This window comes from Paenibacillus stellifer (genome assembly GCF_000758685.1).
GTDB classification, from domain to species: domain Bacteria; phylum Bacillota; class Bacilli; order Paenibacillales; family Paenibacillaceae; genus Paenibacillus_AQ; species Paenibacillus_AQ stellifer.
Map to the genome: position 1 here is coordinate 2,040,127 of NZ_CP009286.1, position 13,201 is coordinate 2,053,327.

The 13,201-nt window shown below is 51.1% G+C and carries 18 protein-coding genes; 14 read left to right on the forward strand and 4 right to left on the reverse strand.

All coding sequences use genetic code 11. The features are described 5' to 3' along the window. Positions 1-14 precede the first annotated feature (14 nt). Positions 15-1,412, forward strand: a complete 1,398-nt coding sequence (gene sufB, locus PSTEL_RS09040) for a Fe-S cluster assembly protein SufB (protein ID WP_038694732.1) — start codon at positions 15-17, stop codon at positions 1,410-1,412. Positions 1,413-1,497: 85 nt separating this feature from the next. Here the strand turns inward: sufB and PSTEL_RS09045 are convergent, their stop codons facing one another. The 3 genes from PSTEL_RS09045 to PSTEL_RS09055 form a co-directional block, all read right to left on the reverse strand. After that, positions 1,498-2,646 carry a tyrosine-type recombinase/integrase gene (locus PSTEL_RS09045; protein WP_038694733.1) on the reverse strand — a complete coding sequence of 383 codons (1,149 nt, stop codon included), beginning with the start codon at positions 2,644-2,646 and terminating at the stop codon, positions 1,498-1,500. A gap of 12 nt (positions 2,647-2,658) precedes the next feature. Then, positions 2,659-3,549: an ImmA/IrrE family metallo-endopeptidase gene (locus PSTEL_RS26145; RefSeq protein ID WP_052098303.1), complete on the reverse strand. Its 891-nt coding sequence runs from the start codon at positions 3,547-3,549 to the stop codon at positions 2,659-2,661. 79 nt (positions 3,550-3,628) lie between these two features. Then, positions 3,629-4,000: a helix-turn-helix domain-containing protein gene (locus PSTEL_RS09055; RefSeq protein ID WP_038694734.1), complete on the reverse strand. Its 372-nt coding sequence runs from the start codon at positions 3,998-4,000 to the stop codon at positions 3,629-3,631. Between the two features lie 173 nt (positions 4,001-4,173). On the opposite strand from PSTEL_RS09055, the gene PSTEL_RS09060 reads away from it, so the two are divergent. From PSTEL_RS09060 to PSTEL_RS09075, 4 genes are all read left to right on the forward strand, one after another. Further along, a complete protein-coding gene (locus tag PSTEL_RS09060; RefSeq protein WP_218917578.1) occupies positions 4,174-4,431 on the forward strand; it encodes a helix-turn-helix transcriptional regulator in 258 nt (85 codons plus the stop codon). Between the two features lie 44 nt (positions 4,432-4,475). Then, a complete protein-coding gene (locus PSTEL_RS28390) occupies positions 4,476-4,709 on the forward strand; it encodes a group-specific protein (RefSeq protein ID WP_038700479.1) in 234 nt (77 codons plus the stop codon). A gap of 80 nt (positions 4,710-4,789) precedes the next feature. Beyond that, the gene (locus tag PSTEL_RS09070; RefSeq protein WP_038694735.1) at positions 4,790-5,065 is read left to right on the forward strand and encodes a hypothetical protein; all 276 of its coding nucleotides are present in this window, start codon (positions 4,790-4,792) and stop codon (positions 5,063-5,065) included. A gap of 69 nt (positions 5,066-5,134) precedes the next feature. Beyond that, complete coding sequence (locus PSTEL_RS09075) at positions 5,135-5,377, forward strand: helix-turn-helix domain-containing protein (RefSeq protein WP_038694736.1); 243 nt, start codon at positions 5,135-5,137, stop codon at positions 5,375-5,377. A 44-nt stretch (positions 5,378-5,421) separates the two neighbouring features. Here the strand turns inward: PSTEL_RS09075 and PSTEL_RS28940 are convergent, their stop codons facing one another. Then, complete coding sequence (locus tag PSTEL_RS28940) at positions 5,422-5,589, reverse strand: helix-turn-helix domain-containing protein (RefSeq protein ID WP_084064889.1); 168 nt, start codon at positions 5,587-5,589, stop codon at positions 5,422-5,424. Positions 5,590-5,746: 157 nt separating this feature from the next. Here PSTEL_RS28940 and PSTEL_RS27560 point away from each other — a divergent pair, with 157 nt between their 5' ends. The 9 genes from PSTEL_RS27560 to PSTEL_RS09130 all read left to right on the forward strand — a co-directional run bounded on the left by PSTEL_RS27560 (position 5,747) and on the right by PSTEL_RS09130 (position 13,129). Continuing rightward, positions 5,747-6,049: a hypothetical protein gene (locus PSTEL_RS27560; protein ID WP_156995830.1), complete on the forward strand. Its 303-nt coding sequence runs from the start codon at positions 5,747-5,749 to the stop codon at positions 6,047-6,049. 156 nt (positions 6,050-6,205) lie between these two features. Then, positions 6,206-6,610 carry a hypothetical protein gene (locus tag PSTEL_RS09085; protein ID WP_038694738.1) on the forward strand — a complete coding sequence of 135 codons (405 nt, stop codon included), beginning with the start codon at positions 6,206-6,208 and terminating at the stop codon, positions 6,608-6,610. Positions 6,611-6,765: 155 nt separating this feature from the next. Further along, positions 6,766-7,152: a hypothetical protein gene (locus tag PSTEL_RS27565; protein ID WP_038694739.1), complete on the forward strand. Its 387-nt coding sequence runs from the start codon at positions 6,766-6,768 to the stop codon at positions 7,150-7,152. 129 nt (positions 7,153-7,281) lie between these two features. Further along, a complete protein-coding gene (locus PSTEL_RS26155; protein ID WP_052098305.1) occupies positions 7,282-8,394 on the forward strand; it encodes a phage replication protein O in 1,113 nt (370 codons plus the stop codon). Positions 8,395-8,681: 287 nt separating this feature from the next. Next, positions 8,682-9,095: a Cas9 inhibitor AcrIIA9 family protein gene (locus PSTEL_RS27880; protein WP_052098306.1), complete on the forward strand. Its 414-nt coding sequence runs from the start codon at positions 8,682-8,684 to the stop codon at positions 9,093-9,095. A gap of 8 nt (positions 9,096-9,103) precedes the next feature. Beyond that, positions 9,104-10,642, forward strand: coding sequence for a PcfJ domain-containing protein (locus PSTEL_RS09110; RefSeq protein WP_084064895.1), 1,539 nt, complete (start codon positions 9,104-9,106; stop codon positions 10,640-10,642). Continuing rightward, the gene (locus PSTEL_RS26165) at positions 10,639-11,634 is read left to right on the forward strand and encodes a DUF3102 domain-containing protein (protein WP_052098307.1); all 996 of its coding nucleotides are present in this window, start codon (positions 10,639-10,641) and stop codon (positions 11,632-11,634) included. Before PSTEL_RS09110 ends, PSTEL_RS26165 begins: the two co-directional genes overlap by 4 nt. A gap of 369 nt (positions 11,635-12,003) precedes the next feature. Further along, entirely contained in the window at positions 12,004-12,834 is an 831-nt protein-coding gene (locus PSTEL_RS09125) for a hypothetical protein (RefSeq protein WP_038694742.1), read from the forward strand. After that, positions 12,818-13,129: a hypothetical protein gene (locus PSTEL_RS09130; protein ID WP_038694743.1), complete on the forward strand. Its 312-nt coding sequence runs from the start codon at positions 12,818-12,820 to the stop codon at positions 13,127-13,129. Before PSTEL_RS09125 ends, PSTEL_RS09130 begins: the two co-directional genes overlap by 17 nt. Positions 13,130-13,201 lie beyond the last annotated feature (72 nt).

The following is a 13,201-nucleotide window of genomic DNA, read 5'->3' on the forward strand; positions in this document are numbered from 1 at the left end:
GGAGGCGTACCCCCATGGCCAAGAAAGCGCCTGAGATTGAAGAGTACAAATACGGATTCCGGGACGAGCACAAGGCGGTATTCCAAACAGGTAAAGGCCTGACGCCGGAAATTGTCAAAGAGATTTCAGCGATCAAGAACGAGCCGCAGTGGATGCTGGATTTCCGGCTGAAATCCTTGGAGCAGTTCGGCAAAATGCCGCTGCCGCGCTGGGGCGGAGACCTCGATGAACTGGATTTCAACGACATTCAATATTATGTAAGACCTTCCGAGAAGCAGGGCAAGACATGGGAGGAAGTGCCTTCCGAAATCAAGGAGACCTTCGACAAGCTGGGTATTCCGGAGGCGGAGCAGAAGTTCCTCGCCGGCGTGTCCGCCCAGTATGAATCCGAGGTCGTCTATCACAGCATGCAGAAGGATCTGGAAGAGCAAGGCGTTATCTTTATGGATACCGACACGGCTCTCCGCGAGCATCCTGAAATCTTCAAGCAGTATTTCGGTACGGTTATTCCTCCGACCGACAATAAGTTCGCTGCACTGAACAGCGCCGTCTGGTCGGGCGGAAGCTTCATCTATGTTCCGAAGGGCGTGAAATGCGAAGTGCCGCTGCAGGCGTACTTCCGTATCAACTCCGAGAACATGGGCCAGTTCGAAAGAACGCTGATTATCGCCGACGAAGACAGCTTCGTACATTATGTCGAAGGCTGTACCGCTCCGATCTACAGCACGAACTCGCTGCACAGCGCGGTCGTTGAAATCATTTGCAAGAAGAATGCCCGTGTCCGCTATACGACGATCCAGAACTGGGCGCCGAACATCTACAACCTGGTAACGAAGCGCGCGGTTGCCGAAGAGAACGCGACGATGGAATGGGTCGACGGCAACATCGGCTCCAAGCTGACGATGAAATATCCGGCCGTTGTCCTGAAGGGACGCGGCGCGAAAGGCTCCGTTCTCTCCATCGCGGTCGCCGGCAAAGGCCAGCACCAGGATGCCGGAGCCAAGATGATTCATCTGGCGCCGGATACAACTTCGACCATTATCTCCAAGTCGATCAGCAAGCACGGCGGCAAGGTAACTTACCGCGGTCTCGCATCCTTCGGCCGTCAGGCGGAAGGCGCGAAGTCGAACATCAAGTGCGACACGCTCATTATGGATAACCAGTCCACCTCGGACACGATTCCGTATAATGAGATCATGAACGACAACATTACGCTGGAGCACGAAGCGACTGTATCCAAGGTATCCGAGGAACAGCTCTTCTACTTGATGAGCCGCGGCCTGTCGGAAGCCGAAGCGACCCAAATGATCGTTATGGGCTTCATCGAGCCGTTCACCAAGGAGCTTCCGATGGAATACGCCGTTGAGATGAATCGTCTCATCAAATTCGAGATGGAAGGTAGTATTGGATAACCCTTATAAATCAAGGGATTCCGGGGTTTCATATCGTGGTTTTTAGTGGTTTGTCCGTTTCTTGTCCGTTGCTGTAATTTTGATACTATTTGACGTACCTTTCATAAAGGGAGAGTGCGTCGTCTTCAATCTTTTGAGTGACATGCAAATACGTGTCCGCTGTGATCTTGACACTTTTATGTCCAAGACGCTCGGACACGTATTTTATATTTGCGCCAGCTTCAAGCAGATGAACTGCATGACTATGCCGCAGTGCGTGAGGTGACAAGATGGGAATACCTTCGCGCTTACACACAGTCTTGAAGTAGTCCCGGACAACGTTTGTTCGAAGCCATCGTCCATCGTGTTGCGAGAAAACAATGTTATCTTTGGCTGGCTTATAGTTCTCATACCGCAGGGCCACCTCTTTCTGGTTAATTCGTTGACGTTTCATAATTTGAACGGTTGGCGTATCAAGTTTAATTGTTCTGCCGCTTGTCTTTGATTTCGGCGTTGAAATGTAAGGGGTTGAGTTCAAGGGATAAACAAGCGTCTTATTTACGCTTAGCAGCTGTTTTTCAAAGTCGATATCATCCCATGTCAATGCGAGGGCTTCGCCGATCCGCAACCCGGTCCGGGCCAATAAAGTGAACAGCGCTGAATACTGCATTGACTCTTTGTATTTTGAATTCTTTACAGGCTTCGCCGCCTTCAGGAATTGATTCAATTGTTCGCGAGTGAAATATTTCACCTTTCCTGTTCCGGTGGTGTCCTTTGGAATCTTGATCTTCAGCAGGGGGTTCTCGCGAAGAATGTTAAAGTCATGGACCGCATCGTTCATCGCGCTGCTCATTATGCTGTGAATTCTCCGGACAGTCCCCTCGCTGTAATTCAACCGCAGCTCATTTATCCATTCCTGATACTCATTTCTGTTCACATCCTTCATCTGTAATTTACCCCAGCGCGGTAAGATATTAAGCCTTACATTCTGCTCCTGAACGGAGTATGTGATGGGCTTTACGTTGGGCTTTTTGTATACCTCCAGCCATTTTTCGAAAAATTTGCTGACTAATTCTTTTCCGTCTGGCAGGAAACCGTAGTAAGCCAAATCCAGTTCAATGGCCGCGGCGGCCAACTTTGCTTCAGCCTTCGTTGAGAATCCGCTCTTTGAAGCTACCTTCTGTTCTCCAGTCTTCTTGTCTGTGTAATTTACTCGGTACTCCCACTTTGCGCCTCGCTTTCGGAAATATGCCACGCCAATTCCTCCTTACCAATCCAATCTACGGGACATCGCTTGGTCCCGAGCCATCAGCATATCCACGCTGTGCATATGGATAATGAACTTCCTGCGGGTTAGTCCGTGTCGAAATAACAGTTCATGCACTTGCAGCGTAACACGACCATCGAAAGAAACCACATCCCCTTGATGAACAGCAATACCATCGAAAGTCTGCATTTCATCCTGGTCAATCTCCGGCAAACGTTCGCCGATCGGAAGCTCAATCTCTCGGCAGTTCATTAGGGTCCATTCGTCTAAAATCACAACCATCTGCGACGGCCCGTCCAATGTTCCGGATGGGTCGTAATAGACTGAAAATTGTGGTTCGCTTGGATTAATAAGTTCCACCTCCTTTCCAGGGATGTACGCTGCAGCTGTCTCTGCCATTACAGTGCCTTCGAACTCGCGACGCAAAATTTGATCATAGCGTTTGCTGGCAAGCTCTCTCCCAACTACAAACGTTTCAGCCAACTGGGTTATGGCTTGTTGGCGGTCCGGAGAGAGCTCCAATCGCTTGATCATACTGAAAGGCATTAGGGCGTATAGAACGAACTGCTCAGCACTTTCTTCTTGATATTTGATAAACGGTTCAGGCATTACAAGCTGATTGCCAATATGAAGCAAAAGATGACCGAGTTCGTGGAAGAAGTCGATACGCTGATCTTGGAATGAGCGGGATTTGTCTAAAAGGATAATTGGGTTTCCAGACAACGTTCTGAAAGAAGCCCCTCTCAAAAAGCGAACGTCTGTAAATTCAATAATAATCCCCATTCGTTTGCTGATTTCAGAAACGGTTATTTGTTCGGGTGATGTAATGTCATGTTGTATGTAAAGGTGTTCCGCGTAGTCTTCTAGGTGGGTGTTTCTGTAATGTTTCATAGCAACCTCCATATAGGGAATGTATGTTCGTATGTATAAGTACGTAGAACCAGCCCATGAGCTGATGCCACGGATTTTTTTATTTATCTTCGGATTCGGATGACCGCTTAATGATCTCCCAGACTTTTTTTAGGTCCTCGATTCTTTCTTCAGGAGCACCCATAAGTTCTTTGAAAAATAGATCGTGTTCAGGGTTGGCCATATAGGATTCGAATTCCTTCAGGCTATGATCCTGATCGGTATTTAGTTCGAGCAAATCATCCATCGACACTTCGAAAAAATCGGCAATTACTCTCACAGACTCCATTCGTGGATCAGTAAGATTATTTTCCCATCGGGACACCATGCTCTTGCTGAACGTCATATTGTACTTCTGATTAATTTGCTTCACAAATTCGTCCATATTTAGTTTGCGTTCTTGTCTCAATTTCCTTAACACATCACCAAACATCAACCTTCGCTCCCTCGCATATTACGTTCTACTAATATAATACAGGTCTTGTTCCACAAATGCAACATATGCATAATATTTATTTCCTTAACAGGAACAAAATGAGTTGACAGAAAAAAAGGACTGGTATAATCTGATGTTGTTCCTAAAACGGAACAGAAGGAGGTCACATCATGGCGGGAATGTCTCCAAATGCGAATAGACGGAGGGAACCTTACACAAAAATAAAAGTATTTCTTTTGGAACGGAACATCCCTCAAAGTGAGGTAGGGGAGGTGATCGGCAAGAGAAGCAGCGCCATTAACCAAAAACTGAACGGGACCGGAGGTGACTTCTCTTTAGGGGAAGCTCGAGTTCTTTCTCGACAATTTGGCATTCCGATGGAATATTTTTTTGAAGTCGATGTTCCTAAAAAGGAACGGGAGGTGTAGTCTTGGACAAACTTTTATCAGTCTCAGTTGATCACTCCGAAGTGATGCGGTTATGCCGAGAGCGGATCGAGCAAGTCACCAAGGAAATTGATGCAGAATTCGTGTTCTGGGACACTCGGGAACTCATGCGTAGAACTTGTCTGAGCTGGAATACGATTCAGAGTCTATTCTTCTTCGACTCTCGTTTCCCGAAGCATAAGGTCGGCGGTAAGTGGTTGTTCCCAGCCCGAGAGACGAGGCAGTTTTTGGAGACCTGGTTAAGTGAGCAACCGAAGTGATTATTCCTCATCATTACCGTTCATTGACAGCTTTATACGCGCCACGATTCACAATGTTCCAAAAATTAGGAGGATACAACATGTCATTATCTATCGTACCCAATCACCAACCATCAACCATACAAGCCGACATCATCACAATCATTGCAAAGGACCCGAATACCGGCATAACGGCCGAGCGCCAGCTGCCGGTTAAATTCCGGGAAAATCAGTTCGGTGTCTGGTTAGAGGGAACCGACGAATTCGGAGATTCCCAAGCGATTGTTATTTTTACATCAGCAGGAACCAACCGGATGGAAGAACTTCTCGGACAAGCAGATATATCGAGGGAAAACGAAGAATCTGCTGCACTGTAGGGCCGTTATATTAGGTTCTGCCTAAGAGGTAGTGTATCGCAAACTTCGGCGTAGAAGGAGGTGATACAGATGCAAAGTGATATCAATGCTTTATCTGGCGGCGCTCTATCCGAGGGAACGAGGGAGGAAGAAAGCCTGTCTTATCGTCTAAATGAAATTTTAAAGCAAAAAGGGTGGACGAGGTATCGGCTCAGCAAAGAAAGTGGAGTACCGGTGAGTACGATCTACGGCATTTTCAATAGAAACATAGGTATATCGTTCAGGAATATTCAAAAGATTGCAAACGCACTTGGTACTTCAGATTTTATATAGTCTGAGTCAGGTCGTATCAAGGCGGAACCTTCCGGGCCATTAAATTAGGTTCTGCCTGTCAGGTAATCGGTAGAGATATTTAGTGCGTCGGCTATGCGCATTAGATTCTTATGTCTAGGTTCAAACTTTCCTTCGATCCAGCGTTCAACTGTGGAGGTCGAAACGCCAGTGATCTGGGAAAGCAAACGAGCGTCAATTCCGCGATTTTCCATAGTGGCCACTAACCGCTTTGAAAAACCGTCTTCAAAAAAGAAGAAAAAGAAGAAGACGCATCACTCCCTTCTGCCCGGAAGATTCCGCCTTGATACGACGAGACAATACCAGTATTCGACAGCTTAAGTATGAAACCCTACGAAGGAGTGATAACACGTGAAAATAACGGTCAACATGCTGCGGAGCGTCTGCGCATTTTACCTGGCTCTCCGTGATGTCGCAGAGGCAGAGGGGCTGCAGCAGGCTCGGGCGAACGCCCAGCGGGGATACGAGCAGTACCGTGATCTGCTGCTCGAAGCATACGAAAAACGGCCATCCGGGGTAGGAGCCGGACGGCCGCACACATGGAAAATCACATTTAAAGCAAGAGTACCACGGACTGGGGGTGATAGCAATGCCGCGCATCACATCCCCGGATCGTACGGAGCTGCGCCTGCGACTCCGCCGGCTATACCTTAAGCAGTCCGCCTACTACCAGGAACACCGCTCTCGGTCAGAAGAGATTGAGAGCGATATTACCGAGACCCGGAGGCAGCTTAAAGCCGAGGATGCAAGTTCGATCCATCCGGACCCGCCAAAGAAAAAGAGCTTCAAGCGGAAGAAGAAGGCCAAGAAATGACGGATCAACAGCTGCAACAGTACATCGATGATATCCGTTCTTTCCGCCTTCAGGCTGAAGCCTACGACGAGGACGCGCCTGGCGCCATGGTTGAGATTGTCCGGTTACTCACAGCCGCTCACATGTACATGGGCCGGATATCGGCTCATATGGACGCCGAGTACGCCCGGCTTCACGCCTTGCGCCAGAACACCCACGCACTCACCAAGGCACAAGCGCCTAAAGGGGATAAGACACTGGCCGCCGAGCTGGCGGTAATGGATCTCCGGACGCAAGAGGCAGAAGCCTACGGCCGTAAGATGCTATGGCGCAATGAACTTGATTCTGTCCGGGAGAAGATTTACGAGCTGCGCATGAGAGTGCGCCAAGATATGCACATAGGGGGCGGTGTAAACGGATAGACGAGAGAGGAAAGTCCCAACCCTCGAAGAGCTTCGAGCAGAGAGGGACAAGCTCTTTTTTCGGGCCATGAATCTGCCGGTGTGGACACGCGACCGGAGACGATATGACCGGATTGTTCGGGCCATCAAGTTTTTAGAAAAGGACGGTGGATCAGATGGGAAACTTTGAATTTCTACCCTGCCCCAAGCCACAGCACAGCCGTCGCAAGCCCAAACGCGGCCAGCATACCCGAATCACGAACAAGGCCAGCAAGGAGGCAAAACGCCGGGCCTCTGCCGGCACTGGATATCTTTGCTGCGAGCGCTGCGGCGTCAGCGTACCGAAAGGCTGGTTCGAGCGCGCCCATGCCGTTAACGCCAGCCAAGGGGGCGGCGGCAGCAAGCCGTGGGATATCCTCGTCCTTTGCGGACCCAGCACCGAGACGGGGACTTGCCACCATTGGGCAGACAACACGGCTGAAGGCAGGAAATGGCGGCGGGCCAAGCAAGGTGAACTCATTCTTTACTACACGGCCGGGGAAGGCCGGAAATATTGGAAGTAGGGCGCGTAGCGTGTCCGCCGGACGTCCGGCGGACATCCAGCGGATAACAACCGGACATCGTGCGGATGTCCATGGGATGTCCGGGAAAAGTCCGGGCATGTCCAAGTAGGGAGCGGGTGAACAGCATTAATGTTATGGATAAAGAGCTATCAGGCGACCGACAGAGACCCCAAAACACGCAAGCTTTGCCGCGCAACCGGCATGGACACCCCGACCGCCGTGGGGTCCCTGCACATGTTTTGGTGGTGGGCTCTGGATTGGGCGCCTAATGGAGACATCAGCCAGTACGAGGCTATCGATATTGCCGAAGCGGTTCATTTCGGCGGTGATCCGGAAGTGCTTCTTGCCGCCTTAATCGATGCGGGATATGTGGCAAAAACCATGGAGGGACGCGAGATTGTTGACTGGCATGAGATCGGCGGCCAGATCATCGAGGCCCGGAAAAAGGATGCTCAACGCAAGGCAGACGCCAGAAGGAAGCGGGAGGAGAAAAAGGGGAATCCGCAGGATGTCCAACGGAAGTCCGAAGGACATCCTGCGGACATCCATGAGACATCCAGCGGAGTTCCGCCAGATGTCCACTCTATAGATAAAGATTTAGATATAGAGAAAGATTTAGATTTACAAAAAGATTCAAAGATACACGGTCATGCAGACCAACAACCAGACCCAAACCAAGATCAAGACCCGAAATCCGAACCGACCGCCGACAAACCGGCAGCGCCGGACGAGCCAGGCGAACCGGAAAAACCGGGTAAAAAGGGGCGGAAAAAGCCGGAATACGCGCCAGACAGCCTGTACATGCGCATGGCGATGCATTTTAAGGCGCAGCTGGATGCGCTGGCAAAGGCCGAAGGGGTAGAGACACTGATTCCGAGGGCCAACATGCAGAGCTGGGCCGATGACATGCGGAAATTGGTGGAGCTGGACCGCCAGAAGGATCAACAGCAGATAGCTGCCGTCATGGAATGGGTAGTCACGGACCGGTTTTGGCGGAAAAACGTTCTGAGCGCCGAGACGTTCCGCGAAAAATACTCAACTTTACTCATCCAGATGAACGAGTCGAAGCGGAATCCTGCGACGAATAAGGGTTCCGGCGGCGGGGCGGGCGGAAAACCGAAAATCGAAATGGCAGTAGATGACGGCCAGACGGGCGCCGTATCCGAAGAAGAGTTTGCCGAAATGATGCGTTTGGCCAACGAAATCAAGGACCGTAAGGCACAGGAGGCGGGTCGGAAATGAGCTACCTTTCCCGGGGCCGACACTGGCACTATTGCCCCTGTGGCTGGGAAGGTAAGGCACCCAAGCCAGTCCGGAGGAGAGGCAAGGACGTTATCCTATGCCCGGCCTGCGAAGGCGACGAGATAAAGCCCATGCCAGCGCGAGAACTGCCGGGGCACTGCTTTTGCTGCGGGCAGACAAGCTTCAAGCTCTTATATATCGATCATGTGATGATCCGCGAATGCCGCGTCTGCGGCGCAAAATTTAACTTAGACACGCTCCAGGCGTGGATATGGGAGGTACCGAGAATGGATGAAGCTGTTAAGAAGTTGAAGGATGAAATGGAGAAGGCCAAGGACAACCCCTTTGTGCAGCTGATCGGGAATTACCTCCTGCAGCTGCTCGAAACCAATCCTGCCACAGCTGAGAAGATTGTGGCCGAGAAGAAGACGATTTCCGGTAGTCTGGATGCCATGAAATCAGCAGCCCAGAAGAAGGCTGTCAAGGGCATGGCAATGTTGACGGATGAAGAGGGGTACACCGAGGTCCGGAAATATTACGGCATCGAGGGCTCTGCTCAGGCGATCGTTGTTCCGGCCGCACCAGTCGCCCCGCCTGCTGACCCGCCTGCTGACCCGCCGGCAGCGACCCCAACACCGCCCGCTCCTGACAAGAGCCTCGGCGTTGATCTTGACGACCTTCTGGCCGGATTCGGATTGTAAGGAGGATCATGATGGAGTACCAGGAATTCAAGACGCACCTCCCTGCCGCGCACAGTCAGGAGCTCCAGGATTATGTAACCGATACAGTGATGTTGGACAGCCGGTATCTATTCTTTAACCAAAAGCGCGGCATACAGACCGCCTACTGCACCCACTGTGGAAAGACCCATGTACCAGATTCCATGCTTAAGCACAAGCAGCTGGTACGAGCGACTTGCCCTCATTGCAAATCGGTCTGTCGGGTACAGGCAGCCTGGATGGGGCGCAGTTACATGAGGGATAGAGCCGTATTCGTCTGGTACGAGCGCTCTCTTGTCGATCCGCAAGCCATCACGGCGCAGGTCATATCTGCCCACTGGGATTACAGCGGTGATTTCCGGCAGGTGAAAAAAGAGCTCTCTTGCAGTCATGAATACCTATTTGCTCCGAGAAAGAGTCTGTACTTTGGGTATCAAAGAAAGCGTCTGAGTGCTTATAGCGCATTCGATCGTCATTTTTCTGGTTTTTGTAATTACCCACGATTCATGAGTAAAGAAAATATCGAGCGGGCCGTTACCGGAACTCCATTCCAGTATTCGACATGGGAGAAATACACTCGCTACAAGAACTCTGAATACGTATCCGACATGACAGAATTCTTCGATCTCGCTGCACGGTATCCGTGCATTGAATACCTAACTAAAGGCGGATTCGGGCAGTTCATTTGGGCTAAGCTCTACAAACATAACACTTGGGGGGCAATAAGTTGGAATGCCGGTACCTTGCCGAAAGTCCTGCGTTTGTCCAAAGCCGAACTGAGAGAGGCGCGCGCTCTCGGGGTAGAGATAACCCCAAAGCAATTGAGGTTCTACCAGATCCAGCGCAAAGCTGGGCGAAAGGTTTCGCTTTCCGAGGCAGTTATCTTGGCTGATATCAGCGAAGGGTACTACGAAGGATTCTACCAGTCATTCGTCAAGTTGGCCGACGAACAGACTGTGTTGCGGTACATGCTGAAGCAAATCCGGAATGGGCATTACAAAACGGTAACATCAATGCTCACTGACTGGAAGGATTACCGGGATGAATGCAAGCAGCTCCGAATGAACATCAGGGAGGAAAGGTATCTGTTTCCGAATGATCTCCGGAAAGCTCATGCCGAGACATCCAAAAAGATCAAGTTCAAACGTGATAAGAAGTTGGACAACAAAATCAAGAGCCGGCTTCCTGAGCTGAACAAATTCCGGTATGAGAACGGCGTTTTCCTAATCCGGCCGGCGGCGTCTTCAGAGGAACTATTCGACGAAGGGGCGTTGCAGAAGATTTGCATTGGTGGGTACACGGGAAATTACGCTACCGGGAAAACGGATTTGTTCTTTATCCGGCAGAAGTCAGAGCCCGAAAAGCCATTCTATGCCGTGGAGATATCCGGCGGAGTCATTCGGCAATGCCGAGGAAGAGGGAACTGTGAAGCAACGCCAGAGGTCCAGGCCTTCGTTGAGTCGTTTAAAGAACGGTTTCTGAATAAAACAAGTAAATCCAAAACCAAAACACAGGGGGTAGCAGTATGAACCAGGTGTCCTTACGGACGGCTGACGTGATCGCCGTCGAAATCAACAGCATCAAGGAACAGACCCAACGGATTATGCTCCAGGCAAGTATCGAGATCGGCCGCCGGCTGGTAGAGGCCAAAGGCATGATCGAGTTTGGGCAATGGGGGAACTGGCTGGCCGACTCTGTCGATTACAGCCAAAGCACTGCGAATAATCTCATGCGCATTTTCGAAGAGTACGGATCGGACCAGCTCACCTTGTTTGGGGAAAATGCAAAATCCGAAGCGCTTGGAAGTTTGACCTACACGCAGGCGGTCGCTTTGCTCGGCATTCCGTCCGAGGAGCGCGAGACATTCGCTACCGAAAACCATGTCGAGGACATGTCCACTCGGGAGCTCCAGGACGCAGTCAAGGCCCACAAGCAGGCGGTGAAAGACAAGGAGGCAGCTGAGAAGGTGGCGGCCGCAGCGGAAAAAACCGCCGAGAAAGAGCGCAAGGCCCGCGAGAAGCTGGAGAAGCAACAAGCCGACCATGCGGCCATTGTACAACGGCTTCAGGATCAGCTGGATGCTGCACAAGCGGCGTCGGACTCCGGGGACGATGGAGCGGCGGCTGAAGCGCAAGAAGCCGCTGCTGAGTTGCAGGAATCCCTTGCCAAGTCTAATGAGCAACTGATCGAGTCGCAACGACGGATCAAGGAGCTTGAAGAAGAACTGAAGGCCAAGCCGGTTGATGTGACAACCGCAACAGCATATGAAACACCTCCGGAGGTACTGCAAGAGCTGGAGCAGCTCCGCAAGAAAGCAGCATCCAACACAGTAGAAGACGTCGCCTTGTTCAAGGCCCATATCAAGACGGCCGGGGATGGCTTCAACGCCGCGCTGAATACGATCAATACCATCAAGGCCAAAGACCCGGAGGTTGCCGCGAAGTGCATCGCGGTATTAACGGCAACCATCGAAAGAATGCAGAAAATGCTGGTAGTCGTTCAAAAGGACTCTGAGGAGTAATGTTCTTCTTCTTTGAAGATGACCCCGCCTCCAGGCTGGCGGCGCTGTTCTACCCATCCCGCATATTGGGGTGGGTTCATACCTACAGCTGGGGATGGGGAGACGTGGATTACGCCGTGGTTGTGGAGTCGTCGGATGGTATGTACGTCCACCACGCTACACTTGGTCAACAGGATCGCCAGGAGTGTATCGCCAGGAACGACTTCACCCCTTCCAGCCTGGACTATTACAACCGGAAGGGGTGGGTGTGGTCCAGCGAAGAGGACAAACTGCGGGTCTATGAGGCAGCACGGCGAAATCACGCTGATGACCTCCGGAAGATCCATTTTGACTCAAATCACAGAGCAGCCATGAGAAAGGGGAATAGACATGGCAAGCGACAAGCATAAAGTAAGGGCGGATATGGTGAAGAAAGCCTTGGCCGATAAACACAAGGACGATTTTTTTCTGACCGAAGTGAAGGATGGTCCGACCCACTCGGTCCGCCATCACCTGAAAATGGATGCCATGGCGATCCGCAAGAGCTGGAGCAAACCGCTGATATCCGGCTATGAGGTGAAGGTAGAAAGATCCGACTTCGTTCGGGACGACAAATGGATGGGCTACCTCGGCATGTGCCATGAGTTCTCATTCGTCTGCCCGAAGGGGTTGATTGAACCAGCGGAGTTGCCGGAGCAAGTTGGCCTGATCTATTACAATCCGGAAACCAGGGCGCTGCACACCAAACGCAAAGCAGTTTACCGATTGGTCGAGATCCCAGCCAACATGCTCATGTACATCATTATGAATCGGCTCGATAATGAACGGCACCCGTTCTTCAGCGACGAGAGAGAACGGATCGAAGCATACATCAAGGATAAAGGGGATCGCTATCATTTATCCGAGGGCTACAAACACAAAATCGCGGTTCAAGTAGCAGATCTGGAAAAGGAACTGTCGAAAATCCGCAGGCAGCATGAGCGATTTGATAAGACGCAAGCGGCTTATGACCGCCTGAAGACGGTAGCTGAAAAAGTCGGGTGTCACGGATGGTTCGGCGATGCCTGGGTGGATGAGCTGGAACAAATGCTACTGGTTGGTGCGGTCAGTTCGGAAGTGCGCTATGCCGTCGAATCGATTGAACGAAGTGTAATTCGTCTGCGTGAAGCGATGGGCGAACAAGTAGAAGAGGAGTGTGTAACTGATGGAACTGGCAGTTAAGGAATGGGTGTTCAACCCTGGGCTGAAGAATATGGTTGTTTCCGTCAACGGCCTGGACGAAGAAGGAGACAAGGTGAATATCAAGGGTCTGGTCGTCGAGGTAAAAGGCGACGCAATGGAAGTACGGAGCATTTATGATCCTCAGACACTCTCGACATTCTACCTGCACGAATTTGGCGAAGAACACGGTTTGAAGCTGGAAGCCTGGGACGCCGGGCCGACCGCATACGAGGTCTCCGAAGAATACCGCAACAGATGGGACGAAGAGGACGGCGCGGCACAGGACGCTTCCTGATCGTTTTGCCGATGTTCTTCTTTTTCGAAGAAAATTCGGTCCAACGATGCGAAATCATTGATTACCGGGATA

What these genes read in the sequence shown, in the direction of transcription:
- sufB (WP_038694732.1), top strand. Translation starts at nt 15, where the DNA reads ATGGCCAAGAAAGCGCCTGAGATTGAAGAGTACAAATACGGATTCCGG.
- PSTEL_RS26145 (WP_052098303.1), bottom strand. Translation starts at nt 3,549, where the DNA reads ATGAAACATTACAGAAACACCCACCTAGAAGACTACGCGGAACACCTT.
- PSTEL_RS09055 (WP_038694734.1), bottom strand. Translation starts at nt 4,000, where the DNA reads ATGTTTGGTGATGTGTTAAGGAAATTGAGACAAGAACGCAAACTAAAT.
- PSTEL_RS09060 (WP_218917578.1), top strand. Translation starts at nt 4,174, where the DNA reads ATGGCGGGAATGTCTCCAAATGCGAATAGACGGAGGGAACCTTACACA.
- PSTEL_RS28390 (WP_038700479.1), top strand. Translation starts at nt 4,476, where the DNA reads ATGCGGTTATGCCGAGAGCGGATCGAGCAAGTCACCAAGGAAATTGAT.
- PSTEL_RS09070 (WP_038694735.1), top strand. Translation starts at nt 4,790, where the DNA reads ATGTCATTATCTATCGTACCCAATCACCAACCATCAACCATACAAGCC.
- PSTEL_RS09075 (WP_038694736.1), top strand. Translation starts at nt 5,135, where the DNA reads ATGCAAAGTGATATCAATGCTTTATCTGGCGGCGCTCTATCCGAGGGA.
- PSTEL_RS28940 (WP_084064889.1), bottom strand. Translation starts at nt 5,589, where the DNA reads ATGGAAAATCGCGGAATTGACGCTCGTTTGCTTTCCCAGATCACTGGC.
- PSTEL_RS09085 (WP_038694738.1), top strand. Translation starts at nt 6,206, where the DNA reads ATGACGGATCAACAGCTGCAACAGTACATCGATGATATCCGTTCTTTC.
- PSTEL_RS27565 (WP_038694739.1), top strand. Translation starts at nt 6,766, where the DNA reads ATGGGAAACTTTGAATTTCTACCCTGCCCCAAGCCACAGCACAGCCGT.
- PSTEL_RS26155 (WP_052098305.1), top strand. Translation starts at nt 7,282, where the DNA reads ATGTTATGGATAAAGAGCTATCAGGCGACCGACAGAGACCCCAAAACA.
- PSTEL_RS27880 (WP_052098306.1), top strand. Translation starts at nt 8,682, where the DNA reads ATGGATGAAGCTGTTAAGAAGTTGAAGGATGAAATGGAGAAGGCCAAG.
- PSTEL_RS09110 (WP_084064895.1), top strand. Translation starts at nt 9,104, where the DNA reads ATGATGGAGTACCAGGAATTCAAGACGCACCTCCCTGCCGCGCACAGT.
- PSTEL_RS26165 (WP_052098307.1), top strand. Translation starts at nt 10,639, where the DNA reads ATGAACCAGGTGTCCTTACGGACGGCTGACGTGATCGCCGTCGAAATC.
- PSTEL_RS09125 (WP_038694742.1), top strand. Translation starts at nt 12,004, where the DNA reads ATGGCAAGCGACAAGCATAAAGTAAGGGCGGATATGGTGAAGAAAGCC.
- PSTEL_RS09130 (WP_038694743.1), top strand. Translation starts at nt 12,818, where the DNA reads ATGGAACTGGCAGTTAAGGAATGGGTGTTCAACCCTGGGCTGAAGAAT.